This window comes from Candidatus Eisenbacteria bacterium, from assembly GCA_026388185.1.
Classification (GTDB): Bacteria; Eisenbacteria; RBG-16-71-46; order JAFGJU01; family JAFGJU01; genus JAPLKG01.
In genome coordinates this window covers 101,794-126,347 of the sequence record JAPLKG010000002.1, presented here as the reverse complement: position 1 = coordinate 126,347, position 24,554 = coordinate 101,794, and the positions used below count along the sequence as shown (strand labels likewise).

Sequence of the window (24,554 nt, the reverse complement as noted above, 5' to 3'; positions counted from 1 at the left end):
ATCTAGTCTAGAACTCAAGGAGTCCTCCCAAATGTGGTTAGAAGTGCCAATCGTAATAGTCGTGCTCGCAGTGGCCATTGCGGCCTACCTCATCTGGAGGGTCAGGAGAGTGAAGCCCACACCTTCCTCCTCGAACCACTCCACGTACGCGCGGGCTTTGAATTGCCTTCTGGAAGGCGACGACGAAGGCGCAATGCGTAACCTGAGAGAAGCCATTCGCGAGGACACCCAGAACATCGACGCGTACATAAGACTTGGCGACCTCTTGCGCAAGCGGGGAGAGATCGAAAAGGCGCTGCGAATACATCGTGGTTTGACCGTCAGGACGATTTCGGACCGAACACTGCTCGAGGCTCTCTACAGGAGCCTTGCGGAGGACAATCTTGCCTGCGGCAAGTACCAGGAAGCGATTGTTTGTGCGCAGAAAATCAGGGCGATGAACAAGCAGAGCCCCTTCCCGTTGAGGCTGATGACGCGGGTCTACGAGATACAGAGGGAGTGGGACAAGGCCTACGAGATGCAGGAGGAGCTGGAAAAGCTGGAGAAGCTCGAGGGGAGGAAAGGACGGCCGTTCCTGGGGTTGTACAAGAGTTACATCGGGCACGATTTTCTCAGGCGGGGCAAGCCCAAAGAGGCCAAGAGATACTTCAAGGATGCCCTGAGATTGGACAGCGAATGCGTGCCGGCTCTTCTCTATCTGGGTGACATCTATCTCGAGGAAGGGAACTTGAGAAGAGCGATCAGTCTCTGGGAGCTCATAGCGTCCCGGTTCCCCAAGATAGCGTACGTTGTTTTCGGCAGACTCGAGAGGGCCTATTTTGAACGAGGAAACCTCAGCGACATCGTCGCGGTGTACGAAGCCATCCTCAGAGAAAGCCCGAAGAACGTGAGAACGCTCATCGAGCTGGCGGGTCTTCACCAGAAGAAGGGAGATCTCAAAGAGGCGGTCCGCGTGTTGCGAGAGGTTCTGGCGTACGACCCGGTTTCTGCTCTCGCCAGGCAGAGGCTGATAGCATTTCTCTACCAGATGGGTGAGACGGACGAGGCCATGGACGAGTTGAAGAGATTCTTGGAAGTCATCGGTGCGAGAACCGAGGATTATGTGTGTTCGGCTTGCGGATACCGTTCTCCGGACGTACTCTGGCGCTGTCCGAAATGCCAGACCTGGGAGAGCTTCTTGTCGTAGGGGTGCCTTCGGTGAAGAAAGTGATCTTGCTTTCGATAGGACTGCTGGTCGCGCTTCAGTCCCTGGCAGGCGCTCAGGAACTCGCGAAGGCCTGGGAGCTACTGGGCAAGGGTGAGAGAGACCGGGCCAGGGAGATCGCGACGAGTGTCCTGGCGAGTTCGCAGGATCAGAAGGCCAGGGGCGAGGCTCTGTTGATCCAGGGCCTGTGCGAAGAGAACGGAAAACGCGCATTGGGCCTGCTCGAGCGTTTTGTGTCGGAGTTTCCCGGCCACCCGCTTCGTTGGCGCGCCGAGACGGAACTCGGTCTTCACTACTACGCGCTTGGCAGTTACTTGGGAGCCGTGAAGCACTTTGAGAAGGCGAGAGATCTCAAACCATCCAAGAGAGAACGCGTGACGGCGGTCTATTGGCTGGGCCTCTCACTGGAGGGAGCCGGCGATCCCGCAAAGGCGATACCACACTTCGAAGCCGTGAAGGCGGACGACGCAGGAACAGGCCTCGTGGTACCGGCGACACTCGGGGTAGGTGATTGTCTCAGGGCCGAGGGAAACTACTCTCTGGCCCTTTCGGAGTACACACGAATTGTGACGAAGTTCGGCCGGAGCGACTGGCTCCCCTGTGCGCTCTATGGCGCGGGAGTCTGCCTCGACAAGCTCGGGCGGCAGAACGAGGCGCTCGCCCTTTACGCGAGGCTTCGACGAGAGTTTCCTGCGACCTCCGAGGCCACGCTTGTCCGTGAGAGGACAAGGGACGCAGGAAAGGCAAAGGCCGTCTCGACGCAGGCCGGCAATTACACGCTACAGCTGGGTGCTTTCAGTCAGGAAACCAACGCAAACGGGCTGGCGTCCCTGCTGAGAGACGAAGGTGTGACTGAGGTCGTAATAGTGCAAGAGGAGCGCGGCGGAAGAGTTCTCTACGTAGTAGGCTTGGGAGATTTTCCTACGAGGGAGGCCGCCGAGCGCAAGGGCAAAGAGCTTCGGGCTCGCCTCGGTCTCTCCTACAGCATAGTTGCAAAGTGACTTAGGCTTGCGCAGCCAAGTTGCCCCGCAAGAGACTGCGCTCTTTCCCACGATTTGGCTTCTCGAGAGAATGCCGAAGCGTCTCGAAAACAGATTGGCGGTGCTCGGTGAAGAAGCAAACTCCGATGATGCGTCAGTACAGCCGGATCAAGGAGAAACATCGCGACTGCATTCTCCTCTTCAGGATGGGAGATTTCTACGAGACCTTCTACGACGATGCGATTACCGCCTCGAAAGTGCTGGGGCTCGCTCTCACGTCTCGAGACAGAGACGAAGAGGGGAAGATTCCTCTCGCCGGGATTCCGTGGCACAGCGCCGAGCGGTACATATCCAAACTGATACAGAACGGCCACAGTGTGGCAATATGTGATCAGATCGAAGAGCCGGACAAGAGTAAGAAGCTTGTCGCCAGGCAAGTGGTCGAAGTCGTCACTCCCGGGACCGTGCTTTCGGACTCGCTGCTCGAAGCAGGGAAGAACAATCACGTCGTGGCCGTGGCCGCAGGGGAGCCGTGCGGTTTTGCGGTCGCAGACGTTTCAACGGGTGAGTTTGAAGCTAGTGAAATGAAACTTGGTGAGGCCATCGAGGAAATCGAGAGGCTCTCTCCGGCCGAGATCGTCGTGCCAGAGGGTTCAGATCTCGCGCGCCTTCTGTCGGAAAGACTGAAGGGGCACTCTGCGGCGAGGATCACGGAGAGAGAAGGCTGGCAGTTCAGTGCGCACGCCGCCTGTTCCCAGCTCGAGGCGCACTTCGGGACCTCCTCGCTGGGATCGTTTGGCTTCGACGGGGACGACGCCGGCGCCGTGGCGGCAGGAGCATTGCTGGCGTACCTGAAGGAGCTCAAGGGAACGCGACTCAAGCAGATTTTCAAGTTGACGAGATACAGGCAGCGCGATTTTCTTATGATGGACGACACAACGATCCGCAATCTTGAGCTCGTCCAGTCGATTCGGACGGGCAACGAAGATGGCTCCTTGCTTGGAACCATAAGGAGAACCGAGACGGCGATGGGCTCGAGATTTCTTCGAATGACTATCTTGAGGCCGCTCGCGCGCGTGGAGGTCATATCGGAGCGGCACGAGTCTGTCAGTGAGCTGGCGTCCGACGCGCGGACCAGAGAAACGCTCGTTGAGGCGCTCGCAGGACTTCTGGACGTCGAACGGCTCTTGAGCAGGATCGTGAATCGGAAGGGCGGTCCGCGGGACGTGGTGTCGCTCGGCAAGTGCATGAGAAGGCTACCGGGGATCCGGGAAATCCTGACGCGCGCCGGCAGCTCTCTTCTCAAGGCGCTCGGCGGCAGAATAGGCGAGACCGACGAGCTTGCCTCGGTCATAGAGAGGGCGCTCGTGGAAGACGCGCCGCTGATGGCACGAGTTCCCGGGTTCATCCGGCCGGGTTTTTGCGAAGAGCTTGACGGCGTAAGGGATTCCTCTTTCGAGGCGAAGCAATGGATAAGGTCGCTTCAGGAAAGAGAGAGGAAGAGAACGGGGATAAACACGCTCAAGGTCGGATACAACAAAGTGTTCGGTTACTACATAGAGGTGACGAAAGCCAATCTCTCGCGTGTTCCGTCTGATTACGTGAGAAGGCAAACCCTCGTGAATGCGGAGCGTTTCATAACCGCAGAACTCAAGGAGAGGGAAAGCCTCGTCCTTGGTGCGGAGGAGCGGGAACTCGAGATCGAGCTCGGGTTGCTGGGAGAGCTTCAGGAGAGGGTGTCCCAAGCCTCCGCCGCTCTTCTCGAGGCGGCGGCAGCAGTTGCGGAGGCAGACTTGCTCCTGTCGTTGTCTCGCGTCGCCCTCGATAGAGGATACGTGAGGCCCCAGATGCGTGAGGACACAAGAATATTGTTGCGCGACTCGAGACACCCGGTTGTCGAGGCGATGCTCGAAGACGAGGGGTTCGTGCCGAACGACGTGGACATGGACGGCGAAAATGCACAGGTCTTGATCGTCACGGGTCCGAACATGGCAGGGAAGTCCACGTACACGAGACAAATAGCACTCGCGGTCGTGCTCGCTCAGATGGGCGGTTTTGTTCCGGCGAATCTTGCCGAGATCGGAGTAGTGGACAGGGTGTTCTGCAGGTTGGGTGCGTCGGACGACATTGCCAGGGGGCGCTCGACGTTCTTCGCAGAGATGAGCGAGACCGCGAGCATTCTCAATAACTGTACCGCAAGAAGCCTCGTCGTGCTTGATGAAATAGGCAGGGGCACCAGCACGTTTGACGGGATGAGCATCGCGTGGGCCGTGCTCGAGTATCTTCAGAGGCTGGGGCCCAGAACCTTGTTCGCGACGCACTACCGTGAGCTGACCGCACTTGCATCGCAGATGGAACGAGTCAGGAACATCAACGTGCTTGTCAAGGAATGGGGCGACAGGATAGTTTTCGTGAGGAAGGTCGTCGAGGGGGCGTCGGACAGGAGCTATGGAATCCAGGTCGCGAGGCTGGCCGGCTTGCCTGAGCCTGTCGTGCAAAGGGCGAAGGAAATACTCGCGTCCCTCGAAAATGGCGGGCCGAGCCCGCTGGGTAGGGCGGAGGCAGTAATACCCGGTGATCAGCTTGACCTCTTCGCCGAAAGCGCGAGGTCTATGGTGAAGGAGCTTGCCGGGATGGACACGGAATGCATGACACCCCTGGAAGCGCTGCGCGTGCTCGACGAACTGAAGCGGAAGTATGCAAGAACGGCTCACGTGGCCGACAAGGAATAGAAGGGCGACTCGGAGGATTGCGAGGATGAAATTCGGCGCTTCAACGCTCATGAAAGGCAGGGTCGAGGAGTTTTTCGATGGGGCCAAGGACAGTTTCGAGGCGGTCGAGATAGTCTGCGACAGCCCCTACGCAACGCCGCTCGACATAAACACGCGGTTTCTTCAGTCCGTCAGGAAGGCCCTCGGCGTGGAATACACGGTGCATTCTCCATTCACGTCGACGGACATTGGCGCGCTGGACTATTCACTGAGAAAGCAGAGCGTGGGACGCATACTCGAGGCGATCGAGGTGGGTTCCGTGATCGAGGCCTCGATCATAGTCGTCCATCCGAGCCCCGGTACGCGGGGCTCCATCGAGGAGCGTGAGAAGATCAGAGCGCTCGAGAAGGAATCTCTTGAGGAGATCCACATTTTCGCGAGGCCAAGGGGCATCAGGGTATGTGTCGAGAACATGCCTTCGGGTTTTCCCTTCTTGGATAGGAGTCTTGCGTCGGGCGTCATGCATCTGGTGGAGGGCTTGGAAGGAGCCGGAGTAACGTTCGACGTCGGCCACGCCAACACGACCACGGTCTTGCCGGAGAAGATGCTGGAGCACTTCGGCCGCGACCTCGTGGCTCACGTTCACGTACACGACAACCGTGGAGTCAGGGACGACCACCTGGAGATAGGGAAAGGCAACATTCACTGGAGAGAAGTCGTGACGAGACTCGTTGAGGTGCAGTATCAAGGGATTCTCATGGACGAGAGTCTCAACATCGAGGCGGCGAAGAGAGGGATTAGATTCCTGAAGAAACTTTTCGAGGAGGTGGAGAAGCTTGCCGGAAGTCGCTAAGGTCTATTTCGCCCCGGTCAGGTCGAAAACGAACAGAGGTCTTGTGGCAAGGTTCGGTGGCATGCTCGAGGCCATGTCGTTGAACATCTTTGAAAGAGGAGATCTTGTCGCCGTAAAGTTGACTTTCGGCGAGGAAGGATGCACCACGTTCGTTCATCCCATCTTTGTGCGGAAGGCGGTGGACTGGATCAAGGAAGGGGGGGGAAAGCCTTTTCTGACCGACTCCTGCACACTCTACCTGGGTGAGCGGAGTAACGGCATAGACCATCTCAATCTGGCGGTCCGGCACGGGTTCAGTCACGCCACCATCGGGGCTCCCATCGTGATAGCAGACGGAATAGCGTCGCGGGATTACGTCGAAGTCGAGGTGGGGCTGAAGCATTTCAAGAAAGTCCGGTACGGCGCAAACGCACACCACGCGCACGCCCTATTCTGCATTTCTCACTTCAAGGGACACCTTGGTACGGGATTCGGGGGTACTTTTAAGAACATCGGGATGGGTCTCGGCTCGAGAAGCGCGAAACAGAAGATGCACGCCGTTGTGAAACCGGAATTCAGGGACAAGGGCTCGTGCACGGGATGCGCCAGGTGCGTTGAAGACTGTCCGTCGAGCGCAATAAGGATTGTGGCGCAAAAGGCGACGTTCGACTACTCGAAGTGCTCGGGCTGCGGCGAGTGCATTTCCGTGTGTCCGGAGCGAGCTCTCAGAATACTGTGGAACGAATCACCTCGGAACCTTTGCGAGAAAATCGTTGAGACCGCCTACGGCGTGCTCGAGAACAAGAAGGGAAGAGCCGCGTTCTTCAATTTTGTGCTCGATGTGACGCCCGATTGCGATTGCCTCGGCTGGAGCGACAACGCGATTGTCCCGAACGTCGGGATTCTTGGCTCGATCGATCCGGTCGCGGTGGAGCAGGCGTCGCTCGACATGGTCAACGCCCAGCCGGCCCTGCCGGGTTCGGGGCTCGGGCCCGACGTGGGTCCCGGCGCGGACAAGTTCAAGGGCCTGAGACTGGAGATAGAGGGCGAGAGACAAATAGAGTACGCCGAGGAGTTGGGAATGGGTACGCGAAGGTACGAGGTCGTCAACGTCGACACTCTTGAGCGGAAATGACTCGGGACGAACTCGCCCGTGAATGAGAAACGGTGACGGAGGGCTTTCAACTGCGAAGCACAACCGCTGCGTGCGTGGTGAAGGCCGTACTGTGACAGGACGGTGAGAATGAGAAAAGGGCTCTGGGTCACAAGACTGGTCGTTCAAGTCTTTCTCTTTGGCTGCTTCGTGGTGTGTGCGCCGGGGCCGACCGCGGCTGTCGATGCGTCCTTCATGAATCTGGATGAAATACGTCCCGGGATGAAGGGGAAGGCAAAGAGCGTGTTCTTGGGCTCGAGAATTGAGGAATTTGACGTTGAAATACTCGGGGTGCTCCGCAATTGGAGACCTGGGGGAGACCTCATACTTGCGAGAGCGTCGGGGCCACAAGTGGATAACGCAGGAATCGCAGCCGGCATGAGTGGAACGCCTGTTTACGTCGAAGGCAAATTGATCGGGGCCATGGCGTACACCTGGGCTTTCTCAAAAGAGCCTATCGTCGGGGTCACGCCGATAAAGGAGATGCTGGGGCTTGAGACCGCGGGAATCGGCTCAGGCTCGGCCCAGCCGAGGAGCCGGAATGACTTGAGTTCGGGCGACTGGGAAATCCCTGCGGGGACGATGAAGGCGATTGAGACGCCGCTCCTGGTTTCGGGCTTTCATCCAGCGGTTCTGCGCGTGATAGAACAGGAGGCGAGCGGCCTCAACATGGTGGTGGCACAAACCGGCGGCGCCGGAGGATCGGTCGAAGGCGATACGCTCGTCCCGGGGGCCGCGATGGCGGCGCAGTTCGTGAGGGGAGACGGTGTCGTGGCGGCCATAGGGACCGTGACGTACACGGAAGGGGCAAGAGTACTTGGTTTCGGCCACGGGCTCATGCTCGGAAATCTCGCCGGGATCCCCATGAGTACCGCGTACGTGCACACGGTGCTCCCGAGCCTTGCGGGCTCGGTGAAACTTGCGTCTCCGTTGCGGATGGTGGGAAAGATAACCGGTGAGAGTCTCTCGGGGGTCTTAGGCGAGATTGGATCCGTTCCTTCTCTAGTACCGGTGGGCGTCGTTGTGAAGACCGGGACGGGGGGCGAAAGGACGTTTCACTTCGACGTAGTGAAAAACAAGCTCCTCACCGGAATGCTTGTGGGATGGAGCGCGACCAGCGCGGCGCTCACGTTGTGCGGCGCCGTCGGAGACATGACCATAAAGGCAGCCGGCGAGATTGAGTTCGTCGACAAGCACGGGGCGACACACGAGGTGGAATACGAGAACGTCCTTTTCACTACCGATCCTGCCTCGGCAATCTCGAAAATGGTTTCTGCGCCGGTAGAAACTCTCCTTAACAACCAGTTCGAAGAGGCCGACGTCCGTCGCATAGATTGCACGCTGCTCGTCCGGCGAGAGCAGAGGGTGGCTTCGATTGAAGAGGTGTCCGTTCGCCCCGAGGAAGTAATGCCCGGCGATTCGATACGCGTCACCGTCAAGCTAAAACCGTTCAGGGGGGAAGTGTTCTTGAGGCGGTTCAGTCTGGTCGTTCCCTTGACGTGCGAGGCGGAGCGCGCTCGAATCCTGGTGTGTTCCGCTCCAGAAATGAGGGTGTGGGAAGAGCAGTCGACGAACAGGAGACTTCCTCCGGCGAATCTGGAGCAGTTGATGTCACAGATCGAGAGTTCCGGGAGAGGGGATCGACTCGAGTGCGTGCTTTCTGCGCGGAGTGAGGAGGCAGGGATTGAAGGCAAGCCGTTCCCATCGCCGCCTTCCTCTTTCTCCAGCGTGCTGGATAGCTCGACTCGTTCAGGTGCACTCACCGAGACGCCGCTGGGAATACTCGGCGCAGTCGCGTCGGACACCGACTACGCGCTGGAGGGGCGCCGATCGGTGAGCTTGAAGATTAAGCATCAAAAGGCCGGGAGGTAGACGTGAGGCCAAAAGAGCTTCGTTCTTGGGAACTAGCGCTGTCAATATCTCTGATCCTGGTCGCTGTTGTGGCGGGCCTGCCCGGCACCATCGCGGCAAGAGAGACGTCCTTCTGGACCACCGAGAAGGCGTCGGAATTTCTGAGCGGCACTCCCGAATGCGTGTCCATCAGACAATCCGACGTCGTGTCGCTCGCCCTCGAGTTGGACAGCCTCATTAGCGGCGACGAAAGCTACTTCTGGTGCGTCGCGAGGGATGCGAGGGGAAACTTGTACGCAGGGAGCGGCGACGGCGGCAACGTGTACAAATTTGACGCACGCGGCGAGACGTCTCTCGTTCTGGACAGCCCTGAGCTCGAAGTCCTGAGTCTTGCGGTTGACAAGAACGGCGCCGTGTACGCAGGTACTTCGCCGGGAGGTCTGGTCTACAAGATAAGCCCAAACGGAGAGAGCTCCGTCTTCTTCAAGACCGGAGAAAGCTACGTCTGGTGTCTGGCCATCGATGAGAAAGGAAATCTGTACGCCGGGACCGGCGATCACGGCAGGGTCTACAGGATAACGCCCGACGGCTCAGGAGAGCTCTTCTACGAGACGGGCGAGAGGCACGTCATGTGTGCCAAGTATGTCGATGGAAAGTTGATCCTGGGAACGGAGGGAAGCGGCCTTGTGATATCCGTCTCCTACCAGGGCAAGGGACAGGTTCTCTACGATTGCGACGAGAAGGAAGTGCGAGACCTTGTGGTGGACGGAGACGGAGTGGTGTACGCTGTCGCGGTGTCTCAGAGCAGGAAAGGCGTCGCGCAGCAGACAGATTCGGGGTCGGACGACACCGGCTCCGAGGTCCAGGAGCAAACGAAGTTGATGTCAGCCATCTACAAGATATGGCAGGACGGGACTGCACTCAAGCTCTGGACGACTTCGCGTTCGAGCGTCTATTCGCTTTATCTTGCCGGAAAGGACAGTCTGATCGTGGGGACCGGCGATGAGGGGACCATTTACGGCCTGGTGAACGGAAAGGTGGAGCTTCTCGAGAAGGTCGCCGATTCGCAGATTCTGGACATTGTTGGAGTGGGTCGTGCCCTCGTCTTCTCGACGGGCAACAGAGCCAGAGTCTATTCTGCCGGACCGTCCTTTTGCAGAGAGGGCACGCTTGTGTCCAATGTTTTTGATGCCGTCGGCGTCTCACGATGCGGGGGTCTCACTTGGGAGGGGCAAGTTCCGCCCGGGACCTCTCTCGCGTTTTCCGTCAGATCGGGCAATTGTGAGAAGCCGGACAAGACTTGGAGTGAATGGGGTGAAGAGCTGTCATCGTCTGGAGAAGTTGGGAAGTCGTTTCCGGGAAGATTTCTGCAATGGAAGGCCGCACTGCGTTCGTCGAGCGGAAGACCTTCGCCCTCGTTCAGAAAGGTGACTCTATCCTACCTCGAGAAGAATGTCGCACCTACGGTGACCTCCGTTCAGGTGTTACCCCAGGGCGTGGCTTTTTCGAGGGGCGGCATGGACAAGATACCGGAGAGGATTTCCCAGACGCTTCCGGGCGGGATCAAGGTGGAATACTCTCTGACCTCGGATGAGGAAGAACGCGCCCCAGAGGACGCGACCTGGGCGAGGGTTTTTCGTACCGCAGTCTGGCAGGCTTCTGATGCCAATGGTGACAGGCTCATCTTCTCGATCTTCTGTCGCGGAATCGACGAGGCAAATTGGAGACTTTTGGAAAAGGATTTCAAGGAGCCGATTTTCACGTGGAATAGCGGATCCTTTGCCGACGGGACCTACCTGCTCAAGGTAGTGGCGAGTGACTTACCAGACAACACGACTTCGGAGGCGCTGACTGCCGAGGGCGTGAGTCTGCCTTTCGAGATAGACAACACCCCTCCGACTGTTTCCGGCCTCAAGTATGCGAGAGAAGAGGCCGGCGTCAGAATAGGCGGCAGGGTCTCAGACAACATGAGTCCGATAGTGGGGCTCGACTATTCTCTGGACGGAGGCGAGTGGCGGAATGTCCAGTCCTCGGACGGGCTACTTGACTCTCCGCGCGAAGAGTTTTCCTTTGTGCTCGGCGAGGTCGCGCACGGACCGGCGCTTGCACCTGGAGAGCACACGATCGTTGTCCGAGCCCGGGACAGGGCCCAAAACATCGGGACAGGCAGGCTTAAACTGATGTAGGCCCTCGCAAAAAGCAAGAAGCATTGCGGTCTGCAATTCGTTTTCGAGAAGAACAAAGAGTGAGCCGGACGAGGAAGCCCGGGTGGGGCTGGAACTGTCGTGAGGCACGACGGTTGCGGGAGCAACGGGCGTTGGCGGAGGGTCGAAGCCTCCGCGGTTCTTGGTATGTTTGTTGCATCTGCAAGCCCTTGTCTCAAAACATGTGAGGAAGGCACTCCTTAATGGACACAATAAAGAGAAATCTGGCAATCGTCGGTCTCAAAGAGAGCGACCTCGATCTAATCCCGGCAATGGTCAAGGACGATCGCTGGGAAGTGGTATCCATAGCTGACGAAGACGCCTCCGCCGCCGCGCTGAGGATTGCGGAGATCATGCGACTTCCGGCGACGACCAATATTGCCTCGCTGACGTCTCTGGACGTGGACGTGGTCTTGTGCGGAAGCGAAGAGGCGAAGCGCATGGTCAACCAAATACTGGGAGGCGGGGTCGGGACGATGAGGCCCGATGAGGCCACGGGGCGCGTCCCCGAAGATAAGACGCCCGAGCCCGGCGCGCTCGAGCTGGGGGCAGAGGAATCCCTGGCCCTCGGCACGCTGGCCGACACATTGAGTCTCGCTCTTGACAGGCAGAAGCTCCTCAGGTGGATTCTTGATCTGGCGATCAGATGTACGGGGGCCGACTCCGGCTCCATCATGCTTCTGGACGAGAAGGGGCGAGAACTGCGTATCGCCATGGCTCAGGGGCTGAGTGGGGACACGGTTCGCACGACCAGGCAGAGACTTGGTGAAGGGATCGCGGGGAAGGTGGCTCTGGAGGGGCGCCCTCTCTTGATCTCGGGAGAGGCGGAGATCGACCAGCAGCGAGGCGGGAAGGAAAGAAGTGACGTCAAGGCAGCCATGTGCGTGCCTTTGATGGCCAAGGGTCGCGCGATCGGCGTTCTCAACGTGGGCAGTTCCAAAGATCCTTCCGTCTTCCAGGGCAGAGATCTTCATCTTCTGGAAAAATTGGCCGAGAGAGTGACCGAAGTCATTCACAAGGCCGTCGAATACAGCACGATTGCCAACAAAGCACTGGAGCTCACTCTGAGGGAAGCGGCAGAAGAAGAATTGATGAAGGAAGTCCCGCTTGATGAGAAAGTACGCCTTCTCGCCGACTCACTGGGGCGGGAACTCGAAGCCGACTGTTACATCTACCTTCCCGACAAGGAACGAAGTGGAAGATCGATCCTTTTTGCCTCCTCGACCAAAGACGCGGAGCCCTTGCTTCCGCGCGTCGTAGTAGATGGCAAAGGATTCCTCGGCCGGGCCGCATCGTCCGGCAAGTCGCGAGTGCTTCTTCCGGGGAGCATCGTCTCGCCGATTCTGGGAGGCGAAGACCTTGGGATTCTGTGCGTCCCTCTGGGAGCTCAGCACAAGCAGGGGCTTCTTGTTTTTGACTCCATCAAGGTGAGCGAAGTCGAGCTCGAGGCTTTCCTGAGCGCCTTTGAGAGGGTGGGGCGGTACATGGCGAAGGAACTGGGTCGGGAGATTTCGCTCCTCGGACTCAGAGAACAGGCCTCGGTGCTGGCGGAACTCAACCAGGTTGCTTCTTCCTTGATGACCACTCATAAGATAGAGGAAGTCGTGCGTATCGTTGCGTCGGAGGGAGTGCGCCTTTTCAAGGCGGACGTCAGCCTTATCGCGTGCGAAGACGGACGCACCTGGTTTGTCGACGGTCTGCGCGGCACGGAAGGCGTGGAAGAGGAAGACGGACTGGGTAGAGCGAGACAGCTTCTCGCGGCCGAGTCCCTGAAAGAAATGAGCTTCATTTCTTCCGAAGATGCCGACGAAACGCTTTGCCTGGAAGTCGAAAGGTTGGGCATCAGCTCCTTCTTGGTGGGACCTCTCAGGGCCGGAGGCAAGTTCCTCGGCGTCTCTATTCTTCTCAGAATGAAAGAGGGAAAGAAGGAAGCCTTCGGCGAGGGAGAAGGCAATCTCTTCAAGTCGTTCTGTGGATACGCGGCGCACGGCCTCCAGAGAGTGCTGATCTCCATGCAGGCGGAGCAATTCACCGAAGGAGACTCGGAGACGGGGCTTCTTGGCGCCCAGGCAGTGTTGAAGAAGATTGACGATGAAGCCAAGAGGTACGAGAGATATGGAATCGGCTTCTGTATCACCGTCGCCGAGGTGGAAGGATTGACCGCGGCCTTCCAGAGACTGGGAGACGAGTGGCGCTCCGCGTTTCTCGAAGAATTCTGTGGGGGTTTGCGAAAGAGCGTTCGAGAGGTGGACACGATCGGTAGAACAGGCGAGGCCACCTTTGTCGTGGTTTCCCCTCAGACTCCGAGGGACGGAAACGTCATCCTCGAGAGAATCGAAGTTCTTCTCGCGCGCATCGGGGCAGTGAGGTACGTCTCGCCTGCTCCCGAACTCAGTCTGAAGGGCCTGCAACTCTACTGGCCCAAAGACGTATCGGACCTCAAGAAGGCACATCAGTTGATCAGCGTCTCGCTATCGTAGTCTGGTCCGCGCTTGCGAGTCTCACCTCCGTTGCGATCACTCCTCCTCGACGGCACAGGTTGAAATATCATTTTTTGGCAACAATTGTCTTGACCCGCTTTCCTGACACCTATAAAATGGGTTCCGTTGCAGGACTGTACGTTGGAGGAGGGATAGGCTGCCACAGGTTGCGGAGAGGGAATTCAGGGTTGTTTCGAGAAACCCCGCAGCCGGGACGCCTTGCGTCACGTCGATGTTGGATTTTCCCCACTGTGTCGCTTTGGATACGAGAGATTCTAGAGAGTCTTGCTTCCGTCAGAGTCATCTCCGCGAAGTCAGCATCCACAGAACTTCTCGATCCTGCCGTGATGAGTTTCTCACTCAAGATGGACAGATGTCGTGTTAGATTGTAACCAGGTTTCTTGCGCTGCGCGAAACGTTGCCGTCAACCCCCAACTTTAGAGGAGGCCAAGATGAACATCTATGTGGGCAATCTGTCGCGTGAAGTCACCGAAGAGGACTTGCGGCAGGCGTTTGAGGCGTTCGGTCAGGTCGCGTCGGCGACCATCATAAAGGACAGGTTCAGCGGCGAATCAAGAGGATTCGGATTCGTGGACATGCCCACAAAGACGGAGGCTCAGTCCGCGATCGCCGGCATGAACGGCAAGGACTTGAAAGGACGAACGCTCAACGTCAATGAAGCCAGACCTCGCACTGAGGGCGGCGGCCGCAGGGGACCCGGTGGCGCTGGTGGCGGCGGCGGCGGTGGCCAGAGGCGAGGCGGAGGTGGAGGTGGGCGGCGCTTCTAGCAGGCGCTCGGGAGTGTTGCTTCTTTTATGATCATGTGCTTGGCGGGGGGCCGGTAGCGGTAGGTCGGCGAGATCCTTGTGGTCTCGCGGAACGCAAGCTCACAGGCTCCCTTTTCTTTTGAGTAAGGAGGGACGACGGATGAGGCGACCGGGCTGGCAGGTCTTGCTGGGTGTGACACTGGTCATACTGTCGGCGATTTTCTACTCTATCGACTATGCCATCTTCCGAGACGCGCGTCATCTCTTCATGTATCTGGTCGGCGACATTGCTTTCGTCTTCATCGAGGTTCTGCTGGTTACTTTGATAATACACAGTCTGCTGAACGAACGAGAAAAGCGTGCGAGGTTGGAAAAGCTGAACATGGTGATAGGAGCGTTCTTCAGCGAAGTTGGAACGAAACTGTTGGCCTATCTCTCAGACTTCGATCCAAAGCTGGAGGCGATTCGAAAAGAGCTCATCGTGACGGATAATTGGTCTGAACGCGAGTTCTCGGGGATGAGCAAGCGCCTCAAGGTTTATGACTATGGCGTGGAAGTGAGGAAGGTGGACTTGATAGGTCTTCGTAGCTTTCTCGTGGGGAAACGGGATTTCCTGCTGCGGCTCGTCGAGAATCCGACGCTTCTCGAGCACGAAACATTTACGGTTCTTCTCCGTGCAGTTTTCCATCTTACCGAGGAACTTGCAGCCAGGGAGGACGCGACGGTTCTTCCAGACCGCGACTATCAGCATCTCGCCGGCGACATAAAGAGAGTCTACGGGCAGTTGGCCAGCGAGTGGCTGGACTACATGAAATATCTGAAAGGTAACTTTCCGTTCTTGTTTTCTCTTGCCATGAGAATGAACCCCTTCGACCAGAATGCGTCACCGATAGTGAAGTAGTTTGAGACGCTCTGGCGAGTGACGCGAGCCCTCGCTCTTCGTGAGAAGAAACCCGCCTCGTGAGTCCCTTCCGGGGGCTCCGGAGTGCTCGGGAGCCGTGGAAGATTCCTCCCATATCCGCGCTTCACCACATCCTGGTTGACACTGGTTCAAGACTTTCTGATATAGTCTAGCCGACGGAGGCTCGGATGAAGATAACAAGGCTGTCTGAAGAACTCGTGAGGAGAATCGCCGCAGGCGAAATCATAGAACGCCCGTCGAGTGTTGCCAAAGAGCTGATCGACAACTCGATTGATGCCGGAGCGACCCGGATAACCGTTCGCGTGGGTGACCCGCTCTACGTGGAGATCTCCGTGTCGGACGACGGCTGCGGCATGAGCAAGGAGGACGCTCTCCTCTGCCTCGAGAGGCATTCCACGAGCAAGCTTCTGGACGAGGAGGACCTTCTTGCCATAAGCACGCTTGGCTTCAGGGGCGAGGCTCTGCCCAGCATTGCTCAGGTCTCGAGACTTCTTCTCTCGACTCGTTCCAACGAGAGCCTGTCGGGTACGTTGATCCGCTGCACGGCCGGAGAAATCGAGGAGGTGTCCGAAACCGGGAGGGCGCCCGGCACGACGGTTACCGTGAAAGACCTCTTCTTCAACACTCCCGTGAGGCGGAGATTTATGAAGTCGAAGAGCACGGAGTTCAGACACGTTATCAGAGTGGTGAGCTCCGACGCGCTCGCGTTTGAGAACATCCACTTCATTCTCAAACAGAACGAACGAGAGCTTCTGAATCTTTCCCCCAGCATTCGCCTGTTCGACCGCGTGGTGTCACTCTACGGCCTTCAGACCGCGGAGCAGCTCATTCCCATCGATTCGGAGAGAGAAGGAATGGGAATACAGGGTTATCTTGGTAGCGCAGAGCTGTCCAGAACGAGCAGCGAGCACCAGCTCTTCTTCGTGAATAGGCGCTGGATTGCGAGCCCGACGCTCATCTTTGCCTTGAGAGAGGCTTACGCAGAGCTCCTGCCACGGGAGAGGTATCCTCTCTGCATAATCCTCTTGAGCCTTGCACCGGACAGGGTGGACGTCAACATACATCCTACGAAGCGAGAGGTTCGGTTCATGGACGAGAGCTTGGTCAGAGGTTTTGTGCGCGATACGGTGAAGGACGCGCTTCGCCAGGCCTCAAGAACCGTGCTTTCCGGCGTGAACCTTCCAGGTTTCTCAAAGCTTGAAGTGGTACTTGAGAATAGTTCTGTAGTGACTGAATCGCCTTTGGGATACGAGCCGACGAGTGGACAGCTTTCTCTGTCAGTCGAGACTCCGTTTCAGTTGCCGAGCCCTGAGGCAGAGCTTCAGGGGGAGACGGTGGTCGTGCCCCTGTGGCAGCTCCACAAGGCTTTTGTCCTGGCGCAGATCAAGGGCGGCCTCGTCATCATCGATCAACACGCAGCTCACGAGCGCATTCTCTACGAAGAGGCGCGGAGAGTCCTATCCAAGGGTTCATGTTCCACGCAACAGCTTCTCTTCCCGCTCTTGATCGACCTCACTCCCGAGGAGTTTGAGGTGCTCCTTGACACGGAGGTCTATCTCAGAAAACTCGGGTTTGACATAAAGGCGTCCGGTAAGAGTAGAATCGTGGTGAGGGGCATACCCGCCGGTTTACGCTGCTGGCGTGAGGGTCAACTGCTGCACGACATCATAGACGGCACGATGAAGGAAGCCGGGGAGGACCAGAGCCTCGAAGAGAGACTGGCTCGATCGTTTGCCTGCCATGCGGCTGTGAAGGCCGGAGACGCGCTGACGCTGCAAGAAATGAATCACCTCGTCGACAGGCTCTTTGGCACAAGCATGCCCCAAGGTGATCCGCACGGACGCCCCACGTTCATCAGAATCTCCTTCGAAGAGCTCGAGCGAAGACTTGGTAGAAGCTAGAGGGCCAAGTGGTCAGAGACGCCAGCCAGAAGCTACTCGTCCCGGGAATAGTAGGACCCACGGCCGTCGGCAAGACTGCGGTCGCCGTGAGAATCGCGGAATCACAGGGATGGGAAATAGTTTCTGCAGATTCCCGCCAGATCTACAGAGAGCTTGACATAGGCACGGCCAAACCGACTCCGGAAGAGAGATCCCGCGCGCCTCACCATCTGGTGGACGTGGTAGAACCTTGGGAAGCGTATAGCTGTGGCAGGTACAAGGTCGACGCGACGGCCGCGATGGAAACCGTCGCGAAGGAAGGCAGGGTTCCGATCGTCGTAGGCGGGTCGGGTCTCTACCTGCGGGCTCTCGAGAGAGGGCTCTTCGAAGGGCCCGAAAGGGACGAATCACTTCGCGCGGAACTCCGGCAATTCGTTGAACGGCAGGGTCGAGAGGCCCTGCACGAGAGGTTGGCAAGAACTGATCCCGTTTCCGCCAGGCGCATTCATCCGCGGGACACCGAGAGGGTCATTCGTGCGATCGAGGTTTTTGAGCTCACGGGCGAATCCATCTCGGAGCTCCAGAGAACCTCGACCAGACCCGGCAAGTTTGCTCTTCGTCTCGTCGGTCTGAGACGCCGGAGGGAAGTCCTCTACGGGCTGATCAACGAGAGGGTCGAAAGGATGCTCGAGGCGGGTCTGGTCGAAGAATTGAGGCGTCTCGTGCAGAAAGGATTCTCTGAGGCTTGGCCTTCCTTCAGAACGGTCGGGTATCGTGAAATGGTTCAACATCTCCGGGGCGAAGTCAGCTACTCTGCGGCCACGGAGAAGGTCAAGGTGCAGACGCGGCGGTTTGCAAAAAGGCAGATGACTTGGCTGAACGGAGCCTCGATCACGGCTTGGCTGGACGTCCCCGATGAAGAGGATGCGGATCGGACCGCCGAGAGGGTCCTAGAAATCCTCAAGAGAGACGACACATCGAATATTACTTGACATGGCGGCTGCAATTCTTTAGGGTATCTTTGGTTACGGGACACGACAAACCGAGAGAGCGGGCATAACTCAGTGGTAGAGTATCAGCTTCCCAAGCTGAGAGTCGCGGGTTCAAATCCCGTTGCCCGCTCCATTCGTCTCTGGCGAGGCGAGCCTAAAGTACAATGTTAAGGATCGAAGCAGTAAAGGAAGGCAGCCAGGCTGAAGGGTCGGGTCTCAAGAGAGGAGACGTCATAGTCGGCCTTGGGTCCAACCCGGTGAGGGACATAATTGATTTTGTCTTCCACAGCCAGCGTGATGACGTCCGTGCGACCGCAAGAAGAGGGGCCGGGGAGTTTCGTGTAAGGCTCAGGAGAGACGGAAGCGGCGTTTTCGGCCTCAGGTTTGAGCCTCTCAAGCCTATCACCTGCTCGAACAAATGCTTGTTTTGTTTCGTGGACCAGCTTCCACCGGGCTTGAGAGAAACGCTCTACGTTAAGGACGAAGACTATCGCCTGTCGTTCCTGCACGGGAGCTTCGTGACCATGACGAACCTGGGACCCTCTGCGATCAGGCGGATCATAACGCAGAGGCTGAGCCCTCTCTATGTTTCCGTGCATGCCACGAATCCCTCGGTGAGGGCAAGACTGCTGGGTGGCGCGAGAGGAGCCGACGTTCTTCCGAAACTCAGAGCCCTGACGGAGGGAGGAATTCAGGTTCACGCGCAGGTCGTGTTGTGCCCCGGCATAAACGACGGGACAGAAATCGAGAGAACTGTCACAGAGCTGAAGGAGCTTTCTCCAGGCCTGAGAACGGTGGCCGTAGTGCCGGTGGGGCTCTCACGATTCAGGAAGAGGCTACCTTCTCTCAAAGCAATGGATCGCAGATGCAGCGACGAGCTTCTGGAGAGAATCACCGGATGGCAGAGGGGTTTCGTCGCCGAGATGGGGACCAGGTTTGTTTTTGCGGCGGACGAATTCTACCTTCTGAGTGACGCCACGGTTCCCGGAGTCAGGGAATACGAGGGTTTTCCTCAGCTCGAAAATGGCGTGGGACTGGTGCGGCTTCTTCTCGAAAACTCGAGTTCTCTGAAGCGACGACTTCGGGTCAAAGCGCGCGGCAGGCCGGTCGCCATACTCACTGGAAAGCTCGCGGAACCGGTCTGCACGAGCGTGCTCGGCGACGGCGAAACGAGGACCGTCGGAATAGAAAATCGCTTTTTCGGGAGATCGATCACCGTGTCCGGCCTTCTGACGGGCCGAGACATTCTCAGGGCGATGCGAAGTCTCGAGCCCGAGGAGGTCGCCGCAATCAGCGGGAGCTGCCTCAACGAAGAGGGGCTGTTTCTGGATGGATTTCGCCCGGACCGACTGGAGGAACTGTCGGGTCACAAGCTCATCTTGGAAGGAATAGCTGATGCCAAACCCAGTCGTAGCGATAGTGGGACGGCCAAACGTAGGGAAGTCTACGCTTTTCAATAGACTGTTGGGAAGGAAAGCGGCCGTCGTTCACGGGGACCCCGGTGTAACCCGCGACAGGAATCTCGCAGTAGTCAGATGGGGCAGACGATCATTCTCTCTCGTCGACACCGGAGGCTACGTGCCGACGGCCGCGGTCGGCATGGAGGCGCTGGTGAAAGAGCAGGCATGGCTGGCAATCGACACCTCCAGCCTGGTGCTTCTCGTCGTTGACGGCGAGAGCGGTATCACGCCCCTCGACGTCGAGATAGCAAAACTCCTTCGAGAGAAAAACAAGCACTCCATCGTCGTCGTGAACAAAGTTGACAACCTTGACAGGGAGATGCTGGTTCACGAGTTTTACCGTCTGGGAATGGGCCAACCGCTTCCCGTTTCCGCTCTTCATGGAACGGGGACGGGAGAGCTGCTGGAAAAGGTGGAGGAATCTCTCGGCGAGACTCCTCCGGTCGAGGAGTCCAGCGACGCCATCAGAGTCGCAGTGATAGGGAAACCAAACGTGGGGAAGTCCTCTCTGGTAAACCGGCTCCTTCACCAGAAGAGAATGCTGGTCGACGAACAACCCGGGACCACGAGAGACTCCGTCGATTCCCTCCTGCATTGTGACGGTCACGAGTTTATGTTGATCGATACGGCAGGCTTGAGGAGAAAAAGGAGTGTGTCCGACAAGGTGGAGGTGTATTGTGTGGTCAGAGCCGTTAGAAGCGTGGAGAGGGCAAACGTGGTTTTTGTGCTGTTTGACGCGTCCGTTCCTCTGACCGCCCAGGACATCAGGATCGCAGCGCTTGCCTACCGATCGGGTAAGGCGTCCGTAGTGGTTTTCAATAAGTGGGACCTGGTCAAGAAGGACTCCAGGACCTCGATAGAGCTTGAGAAGCTCATGAAGGAGCAGATTCCGTTTCTCCAGCATATGCCCGCGGTTTTCGTGTCTGCTCTGACGGGGCAAAGAGTGTCGGAATTGCCAAGACTGGCTCTCTCGGTGTTGTCCGAAAGTCGAAGAGAACTTGGTGAGGAGGAGTTGACTCGCGCCCTGCAGATTGCCGTTGAGAAGAAAAAACCTCCGGTCTCCAGGTCGGGCCACACTCCGTCGATCAAGAGGGCATTCCAGTCTTCGGTCGAACCGCCTACCTTCACGCTGATGACGAACGACGCCAGAGCTTTCAGGAAGGCGTACATCCTGTATCTGATGCGTTGTCTGAGGCAGAGATTCGGTTTCGATGGCACCCCGATCAGATTGAAATTGAGAACTGTGATTCGCAAGAGAGGTTGACTTGGATCGCATCGTCCTGACAGTCCTGTTTGGCTATCTTCTGGGTTCTATTCCTTTCAGCCTCATTGTAGGCAAGCTCTCCAAGGGCGTCGACCCCAGGGATCACGGGAGCGGAAATCTCGGGGCGGCGAACACGTTTAGAACCCTGGGCGCGGCGCCGGGAGTGGGAGTCTTGCTCTTGGATGTCTCCAAGGGCGCCATGAGTGCCCTCGCCGGATCTCTGTTGTGGCGGCAAGGGATCGGGCTTGGTGAAGTGGATCTCATGTTGTTGGGAGGAGTTTCGGCGGTCTGCGGTCACATCTGGACCGTCTTCGCGTCATTCAGGGGAGGCAAGGGGGTAGCCGCGGCCGCCGGCATGTTCCTGTCGATTGCTCCCGCGGCCCTCGGTGTTTCCTTGGCGGTGTGGGTGCTGGTGGTCGCACGCTGGAGGTACGTCTCCCTGGGTTCGATAGCGGGCGCGGTGGTACTGCCCGTCGCCGTTTATTTCACCAGCGCCGGGAGAGTGAATGGGTGGGAAAGCATGTTCGGAGTTTCGTTGGCAGTGGCTGTCCTCGTGCTTGTGGCTCACAGGAGTAACATAAGGCGCATTCTTCAACGAACGGAGAGGAAACTGAGCCTGCGCGGAGGTTGAGAAGGTTATGAGATTCGTGATTCTAGGAGGAGGCGGGTGGGGTACGGCGCTCTCGATTGTGCTCGGATCCAAGGGCGCGGATGTAAAGGTCTGGGAGTACGACAACGAACAGTGTGAGCGCGTCATCAAGAGCGGAGAGAACGAGAGGTTTCTTCCCGGAGTGTCGATACCGCCGACCGTCCAATTCACTTCAGACATCTCTGATGCGGTCGAGGGACGTGAGATTGTGGTGTTCGCGGTTCCCTCTCACACGCTGAGAAGTGTTGCAAAGAATCTCGCTAAGCTCGAGGTTTCGTGCGCAGTCGTCGTGAGTGGCACGAAGGGTCTGGAGGACGACTCCTTGATGCGTATGTCGGAGGTCCTGGCGGACGAACTCCCGTCTGGCGTGGCGGAGAAGATAGTGGTTCTCGCGGGACCGAGCCACGCCGAGGAAGTCAGCCGAATGTGCCCGACGGCGGTCGTGGCGGCCTCGTCCAACGTTGCTCTTGCCAAACAGGTTCAACAGCTCTTTTCCACGAATCACTTCAGGGTTTACTCCAGCGAGGACGTTACCGGGGTCGAGTTGGGAGTGTCTATCAAAAATGTGATAGCGATAGCCGCGGGTATCTGTGACGGCATAGGCTATGGGGACAACACGAAGGCGGCCTTGATAACGAGAGGCCTAGCGGAGATGACGAGGCTCGGCGTCGCTCTGGGCGCGAGGCGCGAGACTTTCTTCGGGTTGGCGGGCGTGGGCGATTTGGTCGTCACTTGCCTGAGTCGCCACAGCCGGAACCGGCACGTGGGAGAGCAAGTGGGCAAAGGGCGGAGACTGGAGGGGGTGCTTTCCGAGATGGTCATGGTGGCCGAGGGCGTGAGAACCACGCGCAGCGCGCTTCACCTTGCGAGGCGTCACGAGGTTGAGATGCCCATCACCGAGCAGGTCTACGCCGTATTGTTCGAGGGCAAAGATGCTCACTCTGCGATGGATGAGCTCATGAGTAGAGAGTTGAGATCCGAGACTTGGTAGAAGGGAGGTGCTCCATTTGGTAGACGAGGAGAAAGGCCGGACGTACCACTCCATCAGCGAGGTCAGCGCGATTGCGGGCGTCGAGGCTCACGTATTGCGATATTGGGAGACGCAATTCAAGATGCTCAAGCCCAAGAAGAATCGCGCCGGCAACAGGATGTATCGGACAAAGGACATAGCCCTTGTCATGAGCATCAAGAAGATGCTGTACGAACAAGGGTTTACGATCTCCGGCGCTCGCAAGAAACTACTCGAAGACAGAAGCACATCTTCGGGTCCGTCGAAGAGCGCGGCCGAGAAGGAGGGAGCAACTCAGTTTCTGAGGGAAGTGAGGAAGGAACTGGAGGGCATCCTTTCGACGGTCCGCGAGAAAGGTTAAAGAATGCCACCGCGAGGGCTGTTGCGTCGGGCGTGGCGCGGGCAATGACCTTGCGAGCGAGATGAAAATATAGTATCATGCAGCACGTTCGTGGATTTACGCTGTGGTCGGGGCGTGGCGCAGCCAGGTAGCGCACTAGCATGGGGGGCTAGTGGTCGCTGGTTCAAATCCAGTCGCCCCGACCATTTTCTGTTTTAGAGGAGCGGGAAATATTGGGGAAGAAGTGGAGTCGACTCATATTCGGTAGCTTGCTGAACATCCTGGGATACGTCCTCTACGAGATGGGCGGGGCGCTCGCGCGAGTAGTACCCGTTCGCGTAAGTTATTCCATCGCTCTGACGCTCGCTGACCTGAACTTTGCTCTCAACGCAAAGTCCAGGAGGGCGGTGATCTTCAACCTGCGGCGCGTGTTTGGCGATTCGGTGAGCGACAAGGAGCTCACCAAGATCGCGAAGAAAACGTTCAGGAACTTCGGGCAGTGCATTGTAGATTTTCTGCGTTTCCCCAGGATCTCCTCGGAGTCGATCACGTCGAACGTGAATATGGACATGGTTCGAGTTGTGAGGGAGGAGTTTCGGAAGGGAAGGGGCGTGATCTTTTTTGGAGCGCACGTGGGTAACTGGGAGTTGGGGGGCGCAATTCTCTCGCTGAGCGGTTTTCCTCTTTCGGTCGTCGCCATGCCGCACACTAACGAGCGCATCGACCGGTTTTTTGTGCGAAGACGGACCAAGAAGGGAATCGGAGTGGTTTCGAGGGCGCGCGCTACGAACGAACTCGTCGGCTCTCTGCGACGGGGCGAGTGCATCGCCATTCTGGGTGACAGAAATATCCTGGGACCTGGAATGGAGACCGACTTCTTCGGCTCCCCCGCTCTGGTGCCGTACGGCCACGTGGTGCTGTCCCTTCGCACGGGGGCGCCGATCGTCCCCGGGTTTGTGGTGAGGGAAAGAGGGAGTCGTTTCAAATTCTGTGTTGAAGAACCCATCAGGCCCGGCGCCGGTGAGGGGGCCTTCGAGGACATGATGCGTCGTTGCATTGGGGTAATGGAAAAGTACGTGCGACTCTACCCGGACCAGTGGTTCACTTTCGAACCCATATGGCGAGAAGCTGAATAGATGAAGGTTGTCGTGATCGTTCCCGCCTATCTCACCGGAGCAGAGCTGCTGGAGGTGTTGGCGAAAACCGCCAGGGCGGTCGGCAAGGAGAACGTCGTCGTGGTTGACGACGGTTCCCCCGACGGCTATCCGGACGAGGCCGAGAAGCGGGGCTACACCGTTCTCAGACACCCGCGCAACATGGGAAAGGGCATGGCACTGAGAACGGGCTTCAAGTGGGCGCTGTCACACAACTACTCCGGTGTGGTCACGATAGACGGTGATGGCCAGCACGATCCTTCTTTGATTCCCGCGCTCATAGAGAGAGCAGGAAGTGAAGGCGCAGATATCGTGATCGGCTCGAGGATGAAGGACTTGGGCGGCATGCCCTTCGTGCGCGTGATTGTAAACAAGGTTACCTCCTGGATCGTCTCGAAACTTGCCGGACAAAGCATCGAGGACAGTCAATCCGGTTTCAGGTTCATAAGTAGTCGCGTGCTGGAGAGCGTAAGACTTGAAGGCGCGCGCTACGACCTCGAGTCGGAAATACTGATCAAGGCGGTCCGGAAGGGCTTTCGCATAGACTTCATTCCTATGCCGGCCATTTACGGAAGGGAGACGAGCTACATCAAGCCCTGGAAGGACGCCGTTCGTTTCTCCAAATTGGTGCTTTCTTCCAGAAGGAGGACGCGTGACGCGAAGTAGCGCGATTCTTGTCGGCCCCGTAGACACCGCCCGAGG

General features: G+C 57.8%; 19 protein-coding genes and 2 tRNA genes. All 21 read left to right on the top strand.

Translation table 11 applies throughout. The features are described from left to right. The first annotated feature begins 31 nt into the window (after positions 1-31). The 21 genes from NTX17_00660 (at position 32) to NTX17_00560 (ending at position 24,518) form a co-directional block, all read left to right on the top strand. On the top strand, positions 32-1,186 hold the full coding sequence (locus NTX17_00660; protein ID MCX5799890.1) for a tetratricopeptide repeat protein: 1,155 nt from the start codon (positions 32-34) through the stop codon (positions 1,184-1,186). Continuing rightward, positions 1,156-2,205, top strand: a complete 1,050-nt coding sequence (locus tag NTX17_00655) for a tetratricopeptide repeat protein (GenBank protein ID MCX5799889.1) — start codon at positions 1,156-1,158, stop codon at positions 2,203-2,205. The genes NTX17_00660 and NTX17_00655 overlap by 31 nt, the downstream gene beginning before the upstream one ends. A gap of 107 nt (positions 2,206-2,312) precedes the next feature. Further along, on the top strand, positions 2,313-4,916 hold the full coding sequence (mutS, locus tag NTX17_00650) for a DNA mismatch repair protein MutS (GenBank protein MCX5799888.1): 2,604 nt from the start codon (positions 2,313-2,315) through the stop codon (positions 4,914-4,916). A gap of 25 nt (positions 4,917-4,941) precedes the next feature. Further along, the gene (locus NTX17_00645; protein ID MCX5799887.1) at positions 4,942-5,748 is read left to right on the top strand and encodes a sugar phosphate isomerase/epimerase; all 807 of its coding nucleotides are present in this window, start codon (positions 4,942-4,944) and stop codon (positions 5,746-5,748) included. Then, a complete protein-coding gene (locus tag NTX17_00640) occupies positions 5,732-6,862 on the top strand; it encodes a DUF362 domain-containing protein (GenBank protein MCX5799886.1) in 1,131 nt (376 codons plus the stop codon). The genes NTX17_00645 and NTX17_00640 overlap by 17 nt, the downstream gene beginning before the upstream one ends. Before the next feature lie 108 nt (positions 6,863-6,970). Then, the gene (locus NTX17_00635) at positions 6,971-8,752 is read left to right on the top strand and encodes a hypothetical protein (GenBank protein ID MCX5799885.1); all 1,782 of its coding nucleotides are present in this window, start codon (positions 6,971-6,973) and stop codon (positions 8,750-8,752) included. Between the two features lie 2 nt (positions 8,753-8,754). After that, positions 8,755-10,917 carry a hypothetical protein gene (locus tag NTX17_00630; protein ID MCX5799884.1) on the top strand — a complete coding sequence of 721 codons (2,163 nt, stop codon included), beginning with the start codon at positions 8,755-8,757 and terminating at the stop codon, positions 10,915-10,917. A gap of 221 nt (positions 10,918-11,138) precedes the next feature. Then, positions 11,139-13,415 (top strand): GAF domain-containing protein, encoded by a 2,277-nt coding sequence (locus tag NTX17_00625; GenBank protein MCX5799883.1) that lies wholly within the window; start codon positions 11,139-11,141, stop codon positions 13,413-13,415. 452 nt (positions 13,416-13,867) lie between these two features. Continuing rightward, positions 13,868-14,203 carry an RNA-binding protein gene (locus NTX17_00620; protein ID MCX5799882.1) on the top strand — a complete coding sequence of 112 codons (336 nt, stop codon included), beginning with the start codon at positions 13,868-13,870 and terminating at the stop codon, positions 14,201-14,203. A 139-nt stretch (positions 14,204-14,342) separates the two neighbouring features. Then, positions 14,343-15,083 (top strand): hypothetical protein, encoded by a 741-nt coding sequence (locus tag NTX17_00615; protein MCX5799881.1) that lies wholly within the window; start codon positions 14,343-14,345, stop codon positions 15,081-15,083. Between the two features lie 188 nt (positions 15,084-15,271). Next, a complete protein-coding gene (gene mutL, locus NTX17_00610; protein ID MCX5799880.1) occupies positions 15,272-17,005 on the top strand; it encodes a DNA mismatch repair endonuclease MutL in 1,734 nt (577 codons plus the stop codon). Positions 17,006-17,013: 8 nt separating this feature from the next. Continuing rightward, positions 17,014-17,976 carry a tRNA (adenosine(37)-N6)-dimethylallyltransferase MiaA gene (miaA, locus tag NTX17_00605; protein ID MCX5799879.1) on the top strand — a complete coding sequence of 321 codons (963 nt, stop codon included), beginning with the start codon at positions 17,014-17,016 and terminating at the stop codon, positions 17,974-17,976. A 58-nt stretch (positions 17,977-18,034) separates the two neighbouring features. Continuing rightward, a tRNA-Gly gene (locus NTX17_00600) sits at positions 18,035-18,109 on the top strand. 31 nt (positions 18,110-18,140) lie between these two features. Further along, positions 18,141-19,436, top strand: coding sequence for a DUF512 domain-containing protein (locus NTX17_00595; GenBank protein MCX5799878.1), 1,296 nt, complete (start codon positions 18,141-18,143; stop codon positions 19,434-19,436). After that, positions 19,372-20,700 (top strand): ribosome biogenesis GTPase Der, encoded by a 1,329-nt coding sequence (gene der / locus NTX17_00590; GenBank protein ID MCX5799877.1) that lies wholly within the window; start codon positions 19,372-19,374, stop codon positions 20,698-20,700. The genes NTX17_00595 and der overlap by 65 nt, the downstream gene beginning before the upstream one ends. A gap of 1 nt (position 20,701) precedes the next feature. Next, the gene (gene plsY, locus NTX17_00585; GenBank protein ID MCX5799876.1) at positions 20,702-21,331 is read left to right on the top strand and encodes a glycerol-3-phosphate 1-O-acyltransferase PlsY; all 630 of its coding nucleotides are present in this window, start codon (positions 20,702-20,704) and stop codon (positions 21,329-21,331) included. Between the two features lie 7 nt (positions 21,332-21,338). Further along, positions 21,339-22,340: an NAD(P)H-dependent glycerol-3-phosphate dehydrogenase gene (locus NTX17_00580; GenBank protein ID MCX5799875.1), complete on the top strand. Its 1,002-nt coding sequence runs from the start codon at positions 21,339-21,341 to the stop codon at positions 22,338-22,340. Between the two features lie 16 nt (positions 22,341-22,356). Further along, positions 22,357-22,719 carry a MerR family transcriptional regulator gene (locus NTX17_00575; protein MCX5799874.1) on the top strand — a complete coding sequence of 121 codons (363 nt, stop codon included), beginning with the start codon at positions 22,357-22,359 and terminating at the stop codon, positions 22,717-22,719. A gap of 108 nt (positions 22,720-22,827) precedes the next feature. Then, positions 22,828-22,904, top strand: a tRNA-Pro gene (locus NTX17_00570). Between the two features lie 27 nt (positions 22,905-22,931). After that, the gene (locus NTX17_00565; protein ID MCX5799873.1) at positions 22,932-23,834 is read left to right on the top strand and encodes a lysophospholipid acyltransferase family protein; all 903 of its coding nucleotides are present in this window, start codon (positions 22,932-22,934) and stop codon (positions 23,832-23,834) included. Next, a complete protein-coding gene (locus NTX17_00560; protein ID MCX5799872.1) occupies positions 23,835-24,518 on the top strand; it encodes a glycosyltransferase family 2 protein in 684 nt (227 codons plus the stop codon). Positions 24,519-24,554: the final 36 nt, after the last annotated feature.